This is a genomic window from Clostridium fessum (assembly GCF_003024715.1).
Taxonomy (GTDB): Bacteria; Bacillota; Clostridia; order Lachnospirales; family Lachnospiraceae; genus Otoolea; species Otoolea fessa.
Map to the genome: position 1 here is coordinate 289523 of NZ_PYLO01000002.1, position 22050 is coordinate 311572.

Annotated in this window: 11 protein-coding genes; 2 read left to right on the top strand and 9 right to left on the bottom strand. The window is 49.6% G+C overall.

Going from position 1 to position 22050, the window contains the following annotated elements; all coding sequences use genetic code 11:
- Nucleotides 1-380: 380 nt before the first annotated feature.
- From gltS to C7U56_RS06415, 9 genes are all read right to left on the bottom strand, one after another.
- Nucleotides 381-1568: a sodium/glutamate symporter gene (gene gltS / locus C7U56_RS06375; RefSeq protein ID WP_107000641.1), complete on the bottom strand. Its 1188-nt coding sequence runs from the start codon at nucleotides 1566-1568 to the stop codon at nucleotides 381-383.
- Nucleotides 1569-1722: 154 nt separating this feature from the next.
- A complete protein-coding gene (locus tag C7U56_RS06380) occupies nucleotides 1723-2568 on the bottom strand; it encodes a DNA-binding domain-containing protein (RefSeq protein WP_022359963.1) in 846 nt (281 codons plus the stop codon).
- Nucleotides 2569-3849 carry a sensor histidine kinase gene (locus C7U56_RS06385; protein WP_107000642.1) on the bottom strand — a complete coding sequence of 427 codons (1281 nt, stop codon included), beginning with the start codon at nucleotides 3847-3849 and terminating at the stop codon, nucleotides 2569-2571.
- A 307-nt stretch (nucleotides 3850-4156) separates the two neighbouring features.
- Entirely contained in the window at nucleotides 4157-5305 is a 1149-nt protein-coding gene (locus tag C7U56_RS06390) for a flavodoxin family protein (protein ID WP_233430209.1), read from the bottom strand.
- Between the two features lie 36 nt (nucleotides 5306-5341).
- Nucleotides 5342-6598: a Rossmann-fold NAD(P)-binding domain-containing protein gene (locus C7U56_RS06395; protein ID WP_107000643.1), complete on the bottom strand. Its 1257-nt coding sequence runs from the start codon at nucleotides 6596-6598 to the stop codon at nucleotides 5342-5344.
- An 85-nt stretch (nucleotides 6599-6683) separates the two neighbouring features.
- A complete protein-coding gene (locus C7U56_RS06400; protein WP_107000999.1) occupies nucleotides 6684-11513 on the bottom strand; it encodes a nicotinate-nicotinamide nucleotide adenylyltransferase in 4830 nt (1609 codons plus the stop codon).
- A gap of 259 nt (nucleotides 11514-11772) precedes the next feature.
- Entirely contained in the window at nucleotides 11773-12282 is a 510-nt protein-coding gene (locus C7U56_RS06405) for a heme-binding protein (RefSeq protein ID WP_107000644.1), read from the bottom strand.
- A 322-nt stretch (nucleotides 12283-12604) separates the two neighbouring features.
- The gene (locus C7U56_RS16125) at nucleotides 12605-19297 is read right to left on the bottom strand and encodes a YDG domain-containing protein (RefSeq protein ID WP_107000645.1); all 6693 of its coding nucleotides are present in this window, start codon (nucleotides 19295-19297) and stop codon (nucleotides 12605-12607) included.
- Nucleotides 19298-19331: 34 nt separating this feature from the next.
- Nucleotides 19332-19748, bottom strand: a complete 417-nt coding sequence (locus C7U56_RS06415) for a hypothetical protein (protein WP_107000646.1) — start codon at nucleotides 19746-19748, stop codon at nucleotides 19332-19334.
- A 175-nt stretch (nucleotides 19749-19923) separates the two neighbouring features.
- On the opposite strand from C7U56_RS06415, the gene C7U56_RS06420 reads away from it, so the two are divergent.
- Complete coding sequence (locus C7U56_RS06420) at nucleotides 19924-20673, top strand: LytR/AlgR family response regulator transcription factor (protein WP_107000647.1); 750 nt, start codon at nucleotides 19924-19926, stop codon at nucleotides 20671-20673.
- Nucleotides 20670-22016: an ATP-binding protein gene (locus C7U56_RS06425; protein ID WP_107000648.1), complete on the top strand. Its 1347-nt coding sequence runs from the start codon at nucleotides 20670-20672 to the stop codon at nucleotides 22014-22016. Before C7U56_RS06420 ends, C7U56_RS06425 begins: the two co-directional genes overlap by 4 nt.
- Nucleotides 22017-22050: the final 34 nt, after the last annotated feature.

Consider the following 22050-nt stretch of genomic DNA (forward strand, 5'->3'; position numbering starts at 1 on the left):
ACCACAAATACTTGACGATGGTTTCATCAATCTTGTACATAATTCCCTCTGGTTCCAAATTGTTTTTGTGAACTTTTCTGTTTCTATAATGTATTATAGATCATTTCTTCGTCAGAATCAAATAAAAATAGTGTTATAGATGTTATTATTATTTGCTTATGGAGTTATATTGTTCCTGATTATAACTCGGAGATGGACAACGAATGTGTCCTGGCACATTCGGGCGTCTCGCGCGGTCGCTTGCGACAACCTGCATCTTCGCGCGAGTACGTATCATTGGCACATTAGTTCCTTTTTGTGTGATAGAAAATTCCAAGGAATTTCCTATTACACAAAAAAAGAGGCCTGCCGAAAAGCAGACCTCTTGAAATTCGCATCTATTAGCCCAGGAAGCTGATGAATCCTGTCAGGATAGTTGCGTTTACAAAGTCGATGAATAAGGAACCTACCAGCGGAACAACCATGAATGCAGTCGGAGCCGGACCATATACGCCGGTGATTGCCTGCATGTTTGCCATAGCGTTCGGGGTAGCACCCATACCGAATCCACAGAAACCACTGGTCATAACAGCAGCATCGTAGGATTTGCCAAGTACGTTGAATACAACGAAGTTTGCATAGAAGAACATAAGTACTGTCTGTGCAAGAAGCATAACTACCATCGGTACAGCCAGCTCAGCTAACTGCCACAGCTTCATATCGATCATAGCCAGACCCAGGAATACGGAAAGGGAAGCACCGCCCAGTGTGCTGATCTCTTCCATCGGGATCTCTTTGTTCTGAACATCCATGATGTTACGGATGATAGCACCAACTAACATTGCGCCGATGTAGAACGGGAATGTCATAAACTTGCCAAGGAACATGGATACGATAGTACCAGCACCGATAGCAACGATTAAGTACAGAAGACCGTCAAGGATTCTAGCGGAATCGATTGCACCAGTCTCATCTGTCTCTACAGTCTCAGTCTTAGTAGCTGCCTCAGCAACTGCGGACAGTTTGTACTTACGGATCTTAGCAGTTGCAATAGGACCACCGATTACGCAGCCTGCAACCAGACCATAAGTAGCGGAAGCGATAGCTACAACGCTCGCATTTGCTACGCCTAATTCCTCAAGTAACGGTCCGAAGGAACCAGCAGTACCGTGACCACCTACCATCGGGATGGAACCGGTTGCCAGACCCAGACGAGGATCCAGACCAAATACGCTTGCCAGACCAGCACCCAGGACGTTCTGAAGAATTACCATAACAGCTGACAGAGCCAGGAATACAACTGTCTGAACGCCGCCCTTCTTCAGCATACGGAAGGATGCTGTAAAACCTACGCTACAGAAGAAAGCTACCATGAATACGTTTTTAAGTGTCATGTCGCAGGAAATTTCCAGAATGCCCATGCCTCTTACGATGGTATGAACAATTGCATAAAGGAAACCACCAACTACAGGTGCCGGAATACAATACCGACGAAGAATAGAAATTTTAGCTACCAGAATACGTCCCAGTAACAGTACAAGTGCCGCAACTGCGGTTGCCTGATACATATCAAGCTCGATTGTCTTCATACAACTACCTCCAACCTATTTTTTTTCTTGCTCGCAGGTGTATAATACTGTAGCCCCGACAAAAAACTACAAGATCCATCATAAAAACATAAAATTTTTATAACATTTTTTTAACTTATGATAAACAGATTGGAAATTTTTGTAAATCTACCCGTTATACCTCACGATCTACCGCCAGCATCAGGCTGTCGATGAACTTTTTGATGCTGACTTTGCCGCCGTAACGGCGTTTACCGCGAATGTGATCCATCTCTGCCCGGATTTCCTCGAATGGGAACAGGGTGCTGGAGTATGCAGTAAAGGTTTCATTCATGAAATCCTCAATACCCAAATGTGCCAGGTTCGACATGCCGACCGCGATCGCACGGCGGACACGCTGCTCCATGTTCTTCGGCGCATCGCTCAAAAGCTCGCAGAGCTGACCGATGCTGACCTGGGAGATCGGGCGTCCGTTGTTGTGCAGATACTCGCAGATCCGAAGGATATCGTCGCCGCCCTTCTCGCCGGACATGCCGAGACGGTTTAAAATGTAAAGCACCTTTCTGCCGTAACCGTCATCTTTTTTCTTCTCCTTCGGCATATCCGCGATCTCTGCCATGAACATTTTCTTAATATTCGTCAGTGTTTTCTCATTCTTGATCTGCTCATCCACATTACGGATGACCGATTTTACCTCAATGATATTGATTGGCTTGCTGATGAAGAACTCAATGCCCGCATCGTATGCCTTGCCGATCAATTCTTTTGCCGCCACCTGGGAAATCATGATGCATTTTGCCTTGCAGCCTCTTTCCCGCAGTTCGCGCATGACCTGAACACCGTCCTTTTCCGGCATCAGGAAATCAATCAGAACCATATCCGGATTCTTTGCCAGGATATCATCCACATCCGCCGGCTGTCCCTCTGAAGTTCCGCAGACAATTCCCAGATCATTATCTTCAATAATATCCTGCAGGACGCTGATCACTGACATATCATCTTCAACAATATAAATCTCCATTTACTCTATTTCCTCCAATTTCGCTATCGGTATCTCAATATGGAATTTCGTTCCTCTTCCCTCTTCCGAATCCACTGAAATACTACCTTCAAACTGCTCCTCTACCGCGTTTTTCACACCGCAGAGCCCGACGCCTCTATATATATTGCCGGTTTTTTCATCAAACTTCGTTGAATATCCCATATTGAAAATCCGTGGGAGATGTTTTTCTGAAATTCCCGGTCCGTCGTCCGCTACTTCAAACACATAATTGCCATCTTTTTTGTACTCCCGAATCCAGATCATCCCACTTTTTTTCGTCGATTCGATCGCTTCCACCGCATTTCCTACCAAATTTTTGAGAATCGTCATAAGCTGGTAGTGTTCCTGCGTCATAAAATTGTCCCGGCAGTCAAACATCAGACGGATATCCAGCTTTTTCTCCGCCATGGTCCGGTAGGTGGATGATTCCAGAATCCGAAGAAGATCCTGCAGGCTCATCGTTTCCTCGTTCGACTCTTCCTCGATCGCCTCCTCAATGCCCTGAATGATGCGGATGTAATCTTTCTTGATCTCATGGACATCCCGCGCTATCTCAAGTCCCATCTGCTGCATTTCCCGTGGAAGATCCTTTTCCAGAATCTGCTCATAGAGCTTGTATGCATTGCTCATGACGCGCTCGATCTCCTCGGTGTTCTTATGCATCAGGTAAATCTCAGTCTTGAGTCCCGTTGTCATAAGAAATAACCGCTGATAACGGCTCTCATGATCCGCTTTCGTAAGAAGAAGCCGGTACTGCTGTTCTCCGATCAGTGCCAGTGCCACAAAAAGTGTGCGGACTGCGGCGATCATAAAAAGCTTTTGAATTATATCCGGTCCCGGCATCGCATTGTTTTTAAGAAGCGCCGCCAGGAAGTTTTCGAATATATTCGAGCATAAGTCACAGAAAAATGCCGCCGCAATCACATTTTCCAGATTCGCGATATGTTTATTCCGGATCTGCAGCTTGAACATCATGCCGTACACGATATAAAAGAATGCTCCGGGCATCGCAAGCTGTACCAGCATCTCGGATGGCATTCCCTGCAGATAATATATCACAATTCGGAATAAAAAAACAATGATCGACGTCACCGTACAGATCGTCATCGTGTGAATCTGGCTTCCGACTGTCATAATCAGCACCGGAAGCAGGATAACCGACGCTGACACACGGAAATTGTTGACAAATACGTTCCAATAAAGCTGCGAAGTTATCGCTATGATAAAGCCTATCGCTAATGTTCGTCTCCAGGATTTCATTTCTGCCTTTCTCCCTCTTTAAATAGTACAATTTCACATAGCTTTTAGCCTGAGTAAAACAGTTTTTGCATATTTATATAGTATACTTAGTTTCATGAAATCTGTAAAGAATTTTATAGCAGATGTGAAACTCTCGTTACTGTTCACACACGTGTGCCCAGCAACGGGATTTTGCCGATGCTACGCATTCCAAATCGGCAAAATCTGCTGCCGGAACTGTATCGTACGGAATTTTCAGTTCAAAAAATTCCTACCTGTGAACAGTTACAAACTCTCCCAGTGACGCTGCCCTGCTTATAACGCCTCTTTACCTATATAATAGCGTCTCCCGGATTCTCTCCGCAAACGCATTCATCCGTTCCTCAATCCCCGGCAGCTGCATCGCTGCCCCGGCATTGTTTGCCGTCTCCATCATCGCAAAGTGCCCCGGCAGATAGAAGGTTTTGTTCATATTTAACGCCGCGATAAGCTGTTCCGCCACGATATCGCTTCCGGAATAGCCCGACACAACCACCGCAAACAGCGCTTTGTCATAAAACCGCGTCGTCCGGAACAGCGAAGTCAGGCGGTTGATGAACGCAGTCAGGTTTGCCGACAGCGCATCGTTGTAGTTTGGACAGAGCATCACGATGGCATCCGCCTCGCGGACTGCCGGATAGACGTCCTCGACCATCACTCCACCGTAGAAGCAGCTTCCCTGCTCGCCAAAATGCAGGCACATCTTGTACGGGCATCCGGCGCAGTCGGAAAGCGTACCGTTTCGAAGCCCTATCTCCCGGATCTCCATCTCCGGGAGCTGTTCTTTCACCCGGTCCCAGATCGCGTAGGTGTTGGAGGTCTTGTGGCTTGACGCGTGCAATACCAATACTTTCGGACATTTTTTCCTGACGCAATCCGTTCCCAGTACTTCTTTGACCAGCCCCGCTGCGCTCTCGCGGTATGCCCCCATCAGATCGGTTCCAAGATTATTGGAAACGATCGTGTAATTGGAAAGTGTCCGCGTGCCCTCGACGAGCGGGCGTCCCACGAACGCGCAGCCCGCACAGTTAGCGGCAAATACCAGATCCTTCGCCGCCGATTTGGAATAGAGGTCATTTTCACTGTCCACCAAAAGTCCGCCGACAAAACCGTTCAGAAAATCCGGATGTTCCCGCAGGAAACGAATCAGACGGTAAAGCTCCAGGTTGATGCCAGATGTGCCAAGGGGCACGGCAAACAGGATACGTCCCTGGACTGGATTTTTTCGATTCTGTGTCTTCTCCAGGCGCCTCCATCGGTTTACATAATCTTCAAAAGCACTGATTTCCATCGCTGTCTCGTAGGCGTAGCCGTCCAGCGCATAGGATAACACCTCCGAAAGGCGCGCATCCGCGCCTTTTTCCTCCTCGCGCAGATGGACGAGGAGGAGAGGCATTTCTTCTATATAGATATCTCCTTCTGAATTTGAATGAATCATTTATTTTCGCTTCCTTCCTGCGATAAGACTCATCGATCAGACAATCCTTTTCAGATTTTCCTCCGCCGTCACAATCCGCTCATACAGCGCATCCGGCAGTGGAAGAATTTCTGTTTCCAGACCATATTCGGTATAACGGTTTTTCACTCCCATGAAGATACCGCCCATGAAGACGGAACCGCAGTGCCATTCGCCGCGCATCATCAGAATCAGGGAGATTGCGCCGGAGGAATATGCCGGTGCGATAAACGGCTTGAAACCGATCGCGCGCATATGCAGGTTTGCCGTTACCGTCAGCTGGGTCAGTTCTTTTGAAAGCGCATCGTTGTAATTTGCAATGGAATCTGCGATGACGAGATCCTGTCCATGCGGTCCGAAGGAACGTCCCTCGGTCAAAAACTGTGAAAATCGTCCGTCGCGCTTCGCATAATAAGCCGCGCGCGCATTCATAACGCCCAGTCCGAAGCCCTGTACCTGTTCCGGACGGAGTCCCTTTAAATCAAGGATGCCGTTTTCGTCCTTGTTGCTCTCCAGCCATGCCGTCTTTGCCAGTGGGTCAACCGGATCGGAGACAACGGCAAATAAGCCCTTGAAATGCTCGGTTCTCGCCTGTCTTGCATACTGGGCAACGATCTTGGAGTTATTTTCAAACTGGTACATCCGCACATCCTTGACACCGGAACCAACCGGCGGGATTCCCTTGGAAGCAACAAATACAAACACATCGCATTTGAAGAGGTCTTCCGGTTTTACCACATCGACCTCCGGCAGCGCGTCATATGCCCACGGGTACGCGATCTGGTTTTCCTCAAATTCCCAGCGTGCGGTCACTTTATCAGAAATATCACAGATGCCGATCGAACTGATGCAGTCGCCGCCCAGAAGATGAAGCCCGGTCAACAGCGTACTTCCGACGTCGCCGATCGCCAGCACATGGACTCTTTTCTTCGTTTTCTGCGGTTTTTCTGCCAAAATAGCCTCAAAATCCGGATGCAGGCGGTTGACTGCACGCATCACGTCCTGAGTGATCGCGGCTTCGACTGCCTCGTCAAGCTCACAATTTTTCTTTGCCGCCTGCGCTTCCAGCTTCCGGCTGCTCAGCCAGGAAACATTCTCTGCCTCCTGGAATAAAAGCAGCGGCGAGTTTACCTTAAAAGAATCTCTTCCGGTTCCCAGCTCGCGCTCGAATAAGAATGTGAGCGGCGTGCCCGGGTGCGGCATTTCTGCCTTTTCGTATGATAAATTTCCATTGAAGGAACAACAGATTTTATCTCCAATTTTATAATAGTACATATTGCATACCCCCTGCTCTTTTTTGATATCTTATATGATATTATTTTTCTGTTCCAGTAATTATCCTTGTGCTTCCACAAATTTCTCACTTCCGCGTCCGATACAGCATCTCTAAATCATTTTCCAGATACACCGACGCTGCCAGATTCGGATCGTAGCTGACGCACTCGCCTTTATCCGGGCAGAGCGGCAGGATGACCGCTTCAGACAGGCGGCTGAGCGTTAAGTTTCTCGCAAACAGCGCCCGGTACTCGGATTCGAGCACCAGAAGGATGTTGCGCGCGTTGCGGATGCAGCACGCGGAGAACTCAAACGCGGCTTCCGGCGTACTTCCCTGTACCGGCGGTGCGGCATACGGCAGGATCATATTGATCGACGGCGTCAGTCCCGCCACCTTCACGGTATCGCGGCGCACCGTATCGCCTCCGATGAACGGGTACAGTGTGGACTCGACAAACCAGTTCCGCAGATTCGGAATATAATAAATACTGTCTACCGGCACGCCCTTCGTCGCCATCGTGTCGCGCCCGTAGCCTGAAATCATACCTAACACCAATTTTTTGATTTCCACGCCCTCTTCGCGCAGCATCGGTTCCAATGCCTCGAAACGTCCGCCGTGATGCAGCAGATCATCAACCAGAATCACCGGGCGGTCAAAGGACTTGATAGCCTTGATCTGGCTTCGCAGCGGCGAATAGTACGGGAACGCTTCGATCGACTTCTCTTTCAGCTCCGGATCGTACACTTTATCTGTATGCAGCGTCTTCGTCACCGTATTCGGAATAACTTTTCCACGCAGGATCTTGCCGAACGGCACGCACATCGCCCCGCCGAGGTGCCTCGGCGTCACTGGGTCACGCGGCACACCATTCAACGCCGTGATCCGTTCCACCAGACGATGGTAAATCACGCTCGCAGACATCGAAAGAACCAGCTGTCCCGGATAGAAGCGCGTCATCGCCATCTGCAATTCCCGATGCGCCTTGTAGATCGCATCCAGAACGCGCGGATTGCTGGAAAATGGTTCTTTTAACGTTGTTTCCAGATTCTGCACTAACACAAGCGGCGCATGCATATCGACCAGATAGAGCGGCGCGTCTTCCGGGGATTCCGGCGCCTTCACAAAGCCCTGGCGGACCACCGCCGACAGCACGCGCTCCGGGCAGTAACCGTCTGCCGGGAAGAAAAGTGCATAGCCGCATTTATACTCAAAGGACCGTGCGATCGCCTCGGTTAAAAGCAGCTGTTCCGCGTCGTAGATCATCGGATCGCGCTCGACATAGATACCCGAAATCAGAAGAATCTCACCGTAGGTATGGCGGCGCACCTGATCTGCCAGACTGACCTGTCCCAGGACGGCAAACAGCTCATCCGGCGCCAGATAGCGAAGCCGTGCCACGCCGACCAGCCGGTTTTCCTGCACGGTATTCCTAAGAAGCAGCAGCCGGTCGCCCGACTCCTTCATCGAATTTAACAGGTCCTCCCGATCTTCTTCGTCCCGCAGAACGAAATTCGAAATTTCCGCCAGAAGCATTTCATCCGGCATCTCCACCTCCTCATAGGAGATCGCACGCGCGCGGATATATGGTTTATATTCCGGCTCCCGCAGATACAGACCGTTGTAATAGATATATTCCTGCACAGACGGGTCAATCAGGTTCGAAATATCGCGGTTCAGATCGATATTTTCACGGATTCTCGTCGAACTGATGTCCTCCAGATGCTCCGGAAGCTCCAGCTCCACAACCTTGCCGCTGATCTGATCCATCATCTGACGGTTGTATTTATTGTCCGCCTTGACATCACCCACGCGGCGGAACGCGATGTGGTTCATCGAATGAATCGAATTTTTGACCGGTTTCTTCTTATAAGAAGAGGCATTGGCAATGACATCGCTGCCGACCACGATATACAGCTCTTTTCCGGAAAACACCTCTCTCAGGCGTTTCAGATCCGCCGGATTGGCGATATTGACCGGAATATCATCCGGGAACAGGTTCACATGGAACTCATCCGCCACCGACATGCTCACGATCTGACGGCGGATCAGATGCGGCTGCGCCTTTTTCGACCAGGAAAATTCATCGACCGCCAGAAATACCTCATAGCCGAGGTCGCGGATCTCGCGGACAATCTCTTTGTGCGACAGCGTAAACGGATCAAATGTGCCCGGGAAGAATGCCACCTGGTTCCGCTCTTTGATCTCTAAATTGCCCTCGGTCATATGGTACTGCGTGATGAACCGGTAAATATTAGAAAGGGACGCCGCACGATAAAATGCCGTCAGCTCATTTCCCTTATTTTCATTGAATAAGAACAGCATCTTGCGGAAGGACAGGGCGAACAGCTCTTTTTTCTCCCGGCACTCCATCCAGGATGAGCCGAAGACGGTCTGCCCCAGCACCAGCATCGCCTCCTGGCGCACCGACTCGCGATAATTCGCCAGACCGCTGAGCAGGATGCCAAGCAGACGTCCGCGCCGTTCCTCGCATACCTCTTTTTCCTCCGCAAAGCGCTCTGGGTAGCACGAATACCGTTCCAGCAGCACGCCGACCGTATCAAGCGCAACCGAGACTATCTGGTCGTTTGCATTTGCCATCATGCCATGCAGGTAGGAAACGATCTCCTCCAGCTGTTCCGGCGGCAGCCACAGCGCCGCCTGCCCCAGATACTGCGGAATATATTTGGAAAATTCGTACTCACCGACTTCCAGCCCCTTCATCAGCTCGACCACGATCTCATTTCTCTGATCCGGTGTCAGAAGCCCGATGATGCGAAGCAGGGCGGTTCCGGCATCATGGCGCACGATCACGTGCTCGCTGACTTTTACAAGGTTTGAGAGATGCGCTGCGATATGCAGCATATGTTCCTGTTTGCCATGGGCGATCTGATCGACGAGCAGCTTGATATTGGCCGACTTGATGACCCACGGCGTCGCTGTTTTGAGGTTATCCAGGAAAATATCAGAGACAACATCGCGGTCATACAAAAGTTCCTGTTCTCTCGCCGTGTCCTCTCCGAGGTTACTTAACACGCGGTATTTGAGGAAGGTCATCGTGATATTGTCCTCAACCTGCGCCGCCCTCACGCACACGCCGATCTCGGCACAGCACGGATGATCCGGCTGGTACGCCGTCAGAAGCTTGAACGCGCGCCACGATGCGATCCGCACATCCGGTTCCCCGCTCTGCGACTCAATCAGGGCAAATTTTGCGATTTTCCCCAGTTCCTCTTCGCTCAGTTTATCAAACGGCATGAAATGCACCGTATCCAGCAGGGAAAATGCCTCGCCCGGATCCAGCTCCTCCGCCCGGTCATACCAAACCAGAAATGCCTCCAGAAATTCCCGCAGATCACCCGGCGTCGCATGATCAACCACCGATGCCAGCACATTTTTCAGGTGATAACGGATGCGCCTTTTCTGCTGCAGCATCAGCTTATGATCCGGTCGGATGATCATTTCCAGATATTGCTTCCAGATCTCCATCACGCGCTCCTCGGCAATATCCGGCATGCCCGCCGGGCGCTCCTTGCGGTAACCGGCGTTGAACTGCGCGATCACGTGTCCGATCAGCCTCGCCGCCTGCGCGCGGATGTCGCCCTCACGGTGCATCAGAAGCTCATATAAAAAGCCCAGCGTCTGCTCTTTCTGTTTGTCGTTTGTGTATGTAAAATATTCACGGAAAATGTTTAAGTACGCGCGGACACTCTTCCAATCCTTCTCGCTGCGCGCCGCCTCGAGGAGATTGCCAAACTGGCGTTCCGCCCCCATCTGATGCATAACGCGGATATTATGCTCGATACCCATGAAAACGAGGGACTGCACCGTCTGCTCTGCATTCCGAAGGGAAATATCCGGCAGCACCTCCGGCTTTTTCGGGTGTCCATTCAAATCCACATCCACGCCGAGAGACCGCATATAATCCTCAAAATCATGCAGCTTGGAATAAACAAAGCGGTAACGGTTTAATTTCACCTCATCCACGTTGTCGAGTTTCGAGAGAATGACATTGAACGCCTCGTCCAGATTAGAAATATAGGTAATCTCACGCCCATCATCGCCGCGGCTCTGTTTTACACGGAAATCGGAATAGATCAGCACCAGGGATTCAACCGACAGGTTTTCCGGTTCCAGATCCCAGGTCGAATGGTTCGCCGCAATATGGCCGATGTATTCCATCGAATGGTTGTTGAACCACTGGTTTGTATAATAGTAATGAAGATACGGAACTCGCTCATTCGGCTTGCAGCCGAATTTGCCGAGATCATGACCTGCAGCCGCCCCCGAGGTCAGCGTCAGATCGATCGGAACACCCGCCTCGTAAAGCCCCCGTGCCACCGTCATCGCGACATAATGCACGCCCGCGATGTGCTCCAGCGTCCGAAACGGCGTCACCTCCGCATTGAGGCGCATCATCTCATAGATGTATTCCTGTGCGAAAAACTTCTTGAAACGGCTGTATTCTGCCGCGCACTCAAAGCTTGAAGCTTCCTCATCATCCAAAAATGCAAAGTCCTCCATCGGTTTGTACGGAAGCACCGCCCGCTCGCGGTCAAATACGAACTGAAGCACTGCCAGATAGAACTCCGCACCGGCGGAAAAAGCGGCATTTTTCTTCTTAAACTCCGCATCCGGGTAGAGAATATGGCACACATACTGGTAGGTAAACTTCATCCAGCCCTCTTCCGGCTCATGCCCTAAAAGGCTTAAAGGTTCCTCGCAGATTTCGTAAACCGCACTGCAGGAAATCCGCTTTTTAATCGGGAAAATGTGGGCGAACTGCTCCTCCCAGTGATCCTTGTTCATGAGCATCATCACATTTTTCCGGCTCAGCCCCGACCGGTCTAAAAAGTCTTTTTCGCAAAGGCGCTCGGCCAGTTCCGCCGCCGCCTGACGTACCTCTTTTTTACTCATCCACATTCCTCGCATTCTCTGGCTGCCTCAGACGGTTCCCGGCTATGCAGAAAACATCTGAATCATTGCAAATGTTCTTTGAATCTAAAATTTTATAATACTAGAATTATACCACCTGGTGGGGAAGTGCGCTATACAAAATAACGGATAATTCATCGCCATACGGCACAGTAAAACAACAAAAGACGCCTGCAAAAATGCAGATAGCTCATCTACCTTCCATTTCTGCAAACGTCTTTATTTTTACAAGTCAATCATTTTATGGCTGCTCTTTTTGAACCTCCGGAATCTCAACCCCCAGCTGTTTCGCCATCGCATCCGCGATCACCTGATGATCGTCCCAGTGTTCCATGCCGGATACCATCACATAGGCAAACGGACGGCTTCCATCTCTCATGAAAACCGGAATGCAGCCGCCGCACACGAAGAAGTTCTCCTCGCGCACTTTCCAGGATGCTTCCAGTTCTCCGGCTCTCGATGCCGTCAGTGCCCGCAGCGAGCTCATCCCCGTGAGCCGCGATGCTGCCAGCTTATTGGTCATCCACCAGTCTGCTTCCAGCGTCGCGCCCTCCATCTTGTAGGCAAAGACGGTCGTCTCGTCCTCCACGATGCGGACAGCGACCGAACCGTGATATTTTTCCCCCGTAATCTCTGCAATCAAAAGCCCCAGCTCAAGCGCCTGTTTCCGGGTAAATGTGTCGTAGCGAAGTACGGATTCCTGCTGTTTCAGAATTTCATTCCATTGTTCTTCCGTGTAGAAATTCTTCATGTGTTCCCCTCCTGTGTCGGTTTGTTTTCCCCTTGTGAATCAGGTTATGATCCCCCGGGGTTCATTATATCATACGTATTCTCACCCGTCCACTCACGAACCCGCGCTATCGCGCTCTACCGCCCTGCTTCGCATGGCTGTTCGTTCGTTAATGGCGCAAGAAAAGAATATGTCTGCTTCGCAGCCGCATTCTTTTCTCCTGCGCTCATTATATTTTTTCATGAATACAGCTGTAAACACATTGGAATTTCATTTTGACTCGGCTTCATAAGGGATTTAGATAGAAGCCGCAATCAGTCAAACTTCGACCTAAATGTTCTTTTTACTGTCTGTCTTTCCCATCCCACACACCATTTTCATCTACATAGTAGCCGTCCGGTGTCAGACGTCCGACATACAGGATGCCTTTTCTTCCGTCTGAGGTCGGGTGGAAATAGTGCCATTTGCCGTCAATCAGGACCCAGCCGGTCTGCATGCCGTGTTCCGGATCGAGGTAGAACCAGCCGCCATAGTCTTCGTCGCGCATCCAGCCGGTCTTGATATAGCCGCTTTCATCGAACGCCCACCAGTTGCCGTTTACCTGCTCCCATGCATATGCAATGCCATTTGTACCGCGTTTTTCTGCCTTCGGGTAGCTGCTGTCTGCGAAGCGGAGCCACCAGCCGTGTTCATCCTGCATCCAGTGACTCTTTCCGTCATTGGCAGTGCTGTTGGCAGTTCCTGTGAGAATACCTGTGATGCTGTTGGTTCTTCCCCTCACCGGATCCCGCCTGGTCGCTCCGCTGCCGGAAGACTTGTCACGTCCGGAGGAAGAGCTCTGGCTGCCTGATTGGTCTGGCTTGTCGGAGTTATCTGGCTTGTCGGAGTCTTCTGGCTTATCCTCTGCCGGTGGAGCTGCCTTACTGATTTCAAATGTAAGGGATGCCGGAGCTGGTGTGTTGTATCTGGATTCCCACGTATTAAATTCGCCACAATCAAACTCGGCTTTGATTGTGTGGGTGCCTACAAATGATTCTCCCGGCTTCGTCCACTTAAGTACAGCGGTTCCATCTTCCCCTACCGAAACTATATCTGCATCCGGGTTTTCATTATCATAGAAATGAACATAACCCTGCAGCTTGTCCTGGTAAACTCCCTGTACTCTGGCAATGATATCAAAATCCTCTTCCTCTGTTCCCAGAATTCCTTTCGAAAGCTGGACTCCGGTCGTCCGGTTCACAGCCGTTAAAGTTAGGGCGAGTGTTCCTTTTTTTATGGTTATCGTTCCATCTGCCGGTGTGTTTGTGCCAATATAATTCTTTCCATCTTCCATGGTGATGCTTACCTTTGCAGAACCGGTACCTTTAATGGTCACCTGTCCCTGTGCGTCCACGGTGAGAACCTTTTCATCCGAGCTTGTATAGTTCAGAGCTCCATCTCCCTCTACATTCACACCTGTCAAGGAAAAGCTGTCGTCTCCATAGGTTTTTTCTCCGGTCCATGCTTGCGAATCGATTGAAACCGAACCCTGTATCTGATGGATGGTTCCGGTCTGGGCTGGATATATGATACGGTAATTCTGCAGATTCACTGCACTCTCGCCTGTCTCAACCTTTGCCTCTGAGGAATCAATGGTTACCGTCTTATCGATTCCGGCATTGGCATCTTCAAAGCGTCCTTTGAGACCGCTTATGGTATAGTTCTGACCCGGAGTTCCTATCGCTACCGTCGCCGCTAATGCGATGTCGGTATTTTCGTCATAAGGCTTTTCAATAGGTGTCGTAACAACTGCGGTTAACTCTTTCGGAGATATCTCCGGAATCACACTTCTTTTCAAACTATTTCCATACTGCCCTTCCGATGCTCCCTCCGGGCTAAATTCTACCTGATATGCAGTGGTTCCCTTTACCTCCGGATAAATGGAGGAAGCTTGCGTTCCTTTCTGCTCCTTACTGAAGCTCCATTCTCCAGAAACCTCCGTTCCTCTAGAATTAACAACCCGAAATCCCTCTGCCAGCTGTACCGGAATCTCTGAAAGTGTCTGTCCATAGGTTCCATTCGCTTCAAAGGATACGTCGCCAGCGGGACCTTGGAACCGTAAGATATCCGGCGTTGTCACAGATAAGCGATCAGCCGACTTCGATGCAAAACTGTTGTCTGTTGCTTTCACACGAAGGGTTATATAATAGGTGTTAGCCGGCTTCCGATTCTTAAACCAAGTCCCTGACTGCCACTGAAGCTCGCCATCCACGGATTCTGAAATTCCGTACTCACAACCGGAAACGGCCGTCCCAGCCTTAATAAGGTAGCTGTCTTTCGTTACATTTGTTATCTGTATCGGATCCGGTTTTGCCGGTCTTACCGGAATCGTTATTGCGGCTGCTTCGCCTGCTGTGGAACCTGCGGCTGCCTTTCGCACATACAGGGTAATCTCTCTCGCATTCTCCGGCTGATTGTCCAGAATTTTCGTCAGAGAAGCTTCGCCTCCTGCCCGGATCTTTGTCCAAGATTCAGAATTCTCGGATTCCGCATATTCCAGATCATACAGAGCCGTATTTTTCAGGACTTCCCTTTGATAATCAATAGAGGTCTGTTTACGCTCCAATACATTTTCATCCGTGTCTGCCTTTACTGTTCCGGTAAATTCCACACCGCCAAAGGAGGCTTTCACTGCCTCCGATTCTGGAAGATACATATAGATCTTTCCGTTGGAATCTGTCCGGACATCCTGAAAGCCGTAGGAGCTTCCTTCACCTTCAATACCTGCTTTTTTAACCAGTGTATTATTCTCATAGATACCGGTCAGATCCGCTGTGGTATAATAAACTGGGTTATCTTTCCCGTCTTTTGCTGTATTCTTCTGCCAATTTCCATCTACCTGTTCCCAACCATAAATCATAGGGATTTTTATATATGCACCCGCATTGATCAGATGGATCGTTCCTCCCGCAATCGTCACATCAGTTTGTGCCCGTGTAGAATTCGCAGCCCCCTTTCCAATATGGGCAGCGTCCCTACTCCATGCTTCTTTATTATTTAAGCATATAGTGCCGCCGTCAATCAGCACCTCCGATGAACTGTCTTTACCACTTCCGATGCAGGCTCCCTGTCCAGAATAGGCTGTAATCATTCCGCCATGAATCTCAATCTTAGCAGTTATCGCTGGGTCTCCAGGGGCATATCCATAACCGCTTCCAATTCCGGCACCACTCAACGAGCTTGCATTCACCGTTCCGCCTGCTATCACGATTTTGCCGGTTCTTTTCTTGCCAAAAGCACTTCCTGTTCCGATTCCGGCACCATTCGATTTTGTTTCTGCAGTTATCGTTCCTCCGCTAATCCGTATTTCTTTTACACTATTTCTTGCCGAAGCACCGATAGCCGCTCCGTTAGAATCGGAAGTTGCAATTACAGTTCCCCCCTTGATGTGAATGGTTCCTGCATCCTCTCCTCCATTTCCTCCAATTGCTGCACCAGTCCCCTTTACACCTGTATTATTGAGCACCTCGATGGAGCCCTGCTGTTCCGGCTCACTGTCAATCGTAAGCTTTGCATCTTTCGCCACGCTGATACCGGCAGGTGAAACTTTTTCCCCTGATTGATTAATCGAAATCTTGTTTTCCCCTTCCAGATAGGTGGTCACATGGGATTCTCCGTTTATCTGAATCGGTGCAGTAGCCTCTGCCGGTGTAATCGTAAGGCTCTTTAATACGAGCTTTAATTCCTCGGAAGCTGGGGTATCCACAGAGAGATGATAATTCTCTACCAGCTTAGATGAAGTGATCCGATAGCTTTTATCATAGGACTGGTCTATTAACTTTGCTGTAACCACCTTGCCGGAATCATCTGTTTTAGAATATAAAATTGTCAGCTTACCATCTGCCCCGGAAAAAGATATATTTCCAAGGGAAAGATCCAGCTCTCCCTCCAGCGCCTCTGCCTCATTTAATACGGTAATATCCGTTCCGGCAACCTCTGCCTTTACCGTTTCACTGTCCAGAGTAAAGCTTCCGCTGGATCCGCCTAATTCTGCAATACCTGTATTTATCACAAACCGGTAATTTCCGGCCGGAAGATATGCCAGGGCATATGCATGATTGCCTGCTGCTGCATCGATTGTCAGCTTCCCGTCAAAGGCAAACTGGCCTTCTTCCTGCTTTAATTCAACCGGAGTTTCTGAAGCAGCTCCAGCCAGTCGTCTGGCTGTTAGGGATACATTCTCTGCCGCCTGCACATTGGATGAATAGAAGTGGAACCGGACAGGATACAGGGGTTCTCCGATGGTGAGGGAAAGATTCGTTTCCTCCTCTGACTCCATCGTGAGGGATCCGGTTACTTTAAAGCTATCCGTATTTTCTCCTTCCCCTCCTTCTTCCTGTACCTGAACCGATACCGGAACCACTCCGGACAGGGGCGTATACCAGCTGACTGTATCGATCTTTATCTGATAACCGGAAGCTTTTTGAGATGAATAGATTACCACATCCGGTGCAGTACCGCCTTCGCTTGCTTCTTCCCCGATCTGAACCGTCAGTGTATAATTCTTATCATCCTTCAAACGGCCATCATGGATGGTCAGAGCCATTGTCTTCTGGTAAGCGGCTTCTCCAAGCGTGACGGAGATGGTTTCATCCGTTCCTTTGTTTAGAACAACCCTTCCCTCCATCGTCTTAACTGTCCCGCCATCGGAAGGCTTCAGCGCTACAACCATCTTCATATTCCCGGAATAGCCCATCCACTGGGTTATATCCGGTATCGTTCCCCTGAATCCGGAGACATTCATTTCTTCATTTGTTTGATAAACCGGGGTTGCTTTTTCTGTATCACTTTCCTGATACAGGGATATGTCAGCCTGATAGGTTCCATTTGAAAGCTGGTTATCATAAGCGGTGATCTGGAATATTTTTTTCCCGTAGATACATTTTCCCCTGGGCTCAATGGAGCTTTCAACCGGCAGCTCTAACTGCACCTCCTCGGAAATAGTGACACTGCCGCCTTTCATGCTATTTCCAGGAAGAGGCTTTAACACTCCATAACCAATATTTCCGCCCGTTACCTCCACAGATCCACTTAATATCCGGATATCGCCACAGGATAATTGTAAACCATTCACTCCATTCCATCCGCTGCCGATGGCAGCTCCCAGATATCCTGATTCGCCATTATTATAAGAAGATACGGTTATATCGGGAGCTTTGCCCCTCGCCCCGCCGATCACGATCTTGTCTACACTTCCACCAGCTCCGCCTCCGATTCCGGCTCCTGTCTCCCTTCCTCCTGCTGCGGTTATCCTTCCGCCCAGTATTTCAATGGTTCCGCCGATTCCATACAGACCGGTTCCGATTCCGGCTCCTCCATGATAATTATACGCATAAACCCAATAAGCTCCACCTTCAGCTTCGATGGTTCCGCCCTTAATTATAATTTTTCCTGTCCCGTATTCCTCTTTTGCACCTTCGTAACCTGTTGATCCGGCTTTTCCTCCGATACCAGCAGCACCACAGGCACCTCCCACTGCCTTCAGGCTTCCGGTACTCTGCTCCGTAATAACCAGTGTTGCATCTTTTTCCACCCCAATTCCAGCACCGCTGTATGTACCCGCTAATGAATTTTTCCCTTGTACTGTCAAATTTAATTTTGCTTTTCCTTTCAGAAGGATTCCGGCTGCATCATCTATGATATCAGTGCCATAGCCAACATTTACATTTTCAATTGTTAAATTTACTGTAACATTATCAATTACAATACCACCTTCGATTTTTCGACCTTCCGATAATCTCTCCGTCGGATGATAGGTACCAGTGATCGTCTTTCCATCAAGGCTAGACACATTGTCTTTATCAATCACCAGATAATTTCCATTCAAATCATACGGTGCATCTACCAGCAGCTCCACGCCCGCGTCCCCCACCATCACATAAATCTCCGGCAGGTCAGCCGTATCCGCCACTTCAAATTTGCTCAGTTCCTCCGGCAGAACTGGTGTGTAGACATAGGCACAGCCGTTGTAGTCCTGATTTGCCTCCTCATAGCCCGCCCAGGTCTTCGTCGAGGTCTCGACCGGCTCTCCGTCCTCGTCAAATTCTTCGAAATAGTCTTTTTCGGAAATGCCGCCGTGAAACTCCGGGAGGTCACTCTGCTCTTCGTCCAGTTTCCAGGTTATGCCTGAAATCTGCCAGACTGCCGTTTCCGCATCTGTATCTTTCTCTGTGCCCTTATCCACTGCTTTCACCAGATGCACATTCTGGCTGTCTTCCGCCAGCGTTTCATCCGCCTCTTCCACCTCAACCTCCAGTATATCCGGCAGGATGATATCGCTTTCTTTGGCACCCAGAGGAAGCTTCTGCACCGCAACTGTCTCATCTAACTCCGAAAATCCGATGATTGCCGGACCTTTTTCTTCTGGCAGCACCGTCACCTCGATGCTTGGCAAAAAGCCGGTATCCAGTTCATAGCGGCTGCTTTTCAATTCCGCATCAAACACATAGGTACCCGGTGTTTCTCCGTCGTATGTATCTTTCTCACTGAAGGTCTCATCCAGAACCCAGCGGACCTTTACTTCCTTCCAGTTTTTATCGGTTTTCGTCCCGTCCGCATCGGATGGGGATGCTTTCTGCTCAGTGTCATCCACCCCCCCTATTTCCGATTTTTCTGTAGCATCTGCCTCAGATGGGGATGCTTTCCGAACTGTACCATCTGTTTCAGATGAAGAAAGCGTCTGAGACTTTTTTTCTGTTTCCACTTTACCGTCTCCGCTTTGAAGCTCCGACGGCGTAGCAATCTTTTCTGCACCGTCTTCTTCATCCGATGCTTCTTCTGCCAAAACCCGCACCTTCAGCTTGTCCGGCAGCTCCAGATCCTTATATTTCGTTCCATACGGAACCTCCTGATGCAGGATTTCATCCGAAAGCTCCTTCACTTCCTCGATATACTGCACCGAACTGCCTGCCAGCACCTGCGGGTGCCAGTCACAGGTATTCCATATCATCACCGCCGCCAGCGCCGCTGCCAGGGCACGCTTATATTTCTTTTTCATGCTGTTTTCCTCCATTTATTCTGAGCGAATTTTTCTATTTCAGTCTGTTTCCCACTTGAACAAAATACTCTTTCTTCCGATCCAGCAGGCTTTCGCTACACGCCGCCAGAAATTCTTCTAATTCTTCTTTTTTCGTCGGAAATACCCCGAATGCAGTCACATGAAGCCGCCAGGATTCAAGGGCATTGTCCCGGTCGGAAAGCCAGATTAAGGACGCCGCCGGGTTATTTTCCCGGATTTTTTCTACGATTTCCACTCCCTGTCTGCCCTGCACGGACGCCAGCATAATGAGGTAGGGATTCCCCTTTACAAAGTGCAGATATGCGTCCAGATCGCTGATATACGTGTGAATCATCGGCCATCTGCGGTTTTCAGTCAATATTTCACGCAGCATTTTTTCCAGTCCTTCAATGTCGGTCGGTTTTTCTCCATATATCACTACCCGTACCATATCCCACCTGCCTTTTTTGATTTTTCTGTAACAATATTTCATTTACATTTCAAGTCATAACTTTTATACTATAAGCATACCAAATGAGCGATTTAATGAAAACCACATCGACGCAAACGGTCAAACCTCGACCTAAATGGTCACGGTTTTGAATAAAGGAGGCGGTTGAGCTTTGATGCATTTTGCGATTGTTGAAGACTTGAAGATAGATCAGAATCATCTGATTCATTTGATACAGGAGAACTTGGAGAAGCACGGGGAAACGGTGTACTTTGACTGCTACGAGAGCGGCGAGGCATTTCTGGAAGCCTTCCGTCCAAGGCTTTTTAATGCGGTTTTTATGGATATTATGCTGGACCGGGACGGGCGCAATGGTATTGACACGGCGCTGGAGCTTCGCAAGCGCGAAAAACGTCTCCCCATCGTTTTCACTACAACGGAACGTGATTATTCACTGCAGGGTTACCGTGCCCATCCCCTTGATTATCTCTTAAAACCGGTGGAGGAAAAGGCACTTGCCTGGTGTCTCGATGAGATCCGGACATTTCTCGCCGCGCCTGCCTACATCGAAATTCAGGTGGCGCTCGGACGGGGACAGGCATCCACGCAGCGGATTCTGCTCGACGATTTTCTGTACGCGGAGACGCAGAACCACCGGCTGATCATCCATACCAGCTCCGGCGATGCCGCCACACGGCTCTCTTTTTCGGATCTGATGGCACTGCTCCCGAAGGGCAGTCGTTTTTACATGAGCGGACGCGGGCTGCTTATCAATTTTTCACATGTTACCTCGGTGGACGAGGACGGTTCTGTCCATCTGAAAAACGGCAGCTGCTTTTTCTGCAGCCGCCGGAAGAAAAAAGAGACAAAAGAAGCATTTGCAGCCTACTTGTTTGACACATTGCGGAAGGGAGGTACTCTATGAACTGGTCTGTGTTTGGCAAGGCATTTCTCGTTGAAACCGTCTATTCCATTCCTTTTTTTATTTTATCGATTCTGCCATTTAAAAAGCAGCTTCGATTTCCGATTAAAATCCTGATTCTGTTCATTTTTATCGGTCAGCTGCTCCAGTCCTCCCTGTATACCTACCTGATCAGCCACGGTAAACCGACCCGGGTCACCGACACGGTATTTGCCTTCGTTTCCCTGGCGATCTATTTTTTATGTGTGAAGGCTAATTTCTGGAAACTTCTGTTTCTGGGAAACTTCATCCTGAATTATTTTGTCACAGTCCGGGGCATCTGTTTCTTTCTGGAAAGCCGTCTGTTCTACGATCCCAGCATTACCTATTATTCACTCCGCGATCAAAGCCTGCTGCTCATCTCGATTCTTCTGCTTCTGACGCTCCCCCTCGGGCTCAAATTTATGAAAAATGCCACGGAACGCGTTTTTCAGGTAGACAGCTCCGCATTCTGGCAGAAAGTCTGGTTTATTCCATTTTCATGCACCCTGATTATCTGCGCTTATAACTTTGATTTAAACATTGATACCGTCCGCAAGTTCCGTTTTATCCTCACGCGCCTCTGGCTCTTTGCTATGACAATTCTCATCTACTATGTCCTTTTGGAAGCGCTCAATGCAGTCCGCCAGCAGGCGCAGTTGGAAGAACGCGCGGCGCAGCAGGACACCCTCCTGGCGATGCAGTACACACAGTATCAGCAGCTTTCCCGCCACATCGAAGAGGTGCGGGAGGCGCGCCACGACCTGCGCCAGCACTTAAATCTCATCGAGCATTACCTGCAAAGCGGGAAAACGGAGGATCTGAATACCTACATCGAACAATACCGTATGACGCTTCCACCGGACACCGCGCGGACCTGGTGTGAAAATTATGCGGTCAACACGATTATCAGCTATTACGGCGAGGAGGCACGCAAGGCGTCGGTCGATTTTTCGGTCCGCATCCAGCTTCCGCCCTCTCTCCCGCTGGGTGAGCCACAGCTCTGCTCGATCTTCGGCAATCTTCTGGAAAATGCCCTCGACGCCTGTCGGGAATGTACGGACAGCGCGCCGTTTATCCGCATCTGCGCCCAGGAGGATGCCGGTCACATCGTGATCGCCGTTGACAACACCTGCTGCCATCCGCCGATCGAGGAAAATGGGCGGTTCCGCTCGACCAAACATGACGGCTTCGGCACGGGAACCGCCTCCATCCGTTCGATCGCTGAGCGGTACCAGGGTCTGGTGGATTTCCGGTATGAGGACGGGATCTTTTATGCATCGGTGATGTTGAAATTTGACTCTAAAATTTCTCACGGAAATCTTTGAAAAAAGATTGACTTTCATCGTGTCAGGACGCATA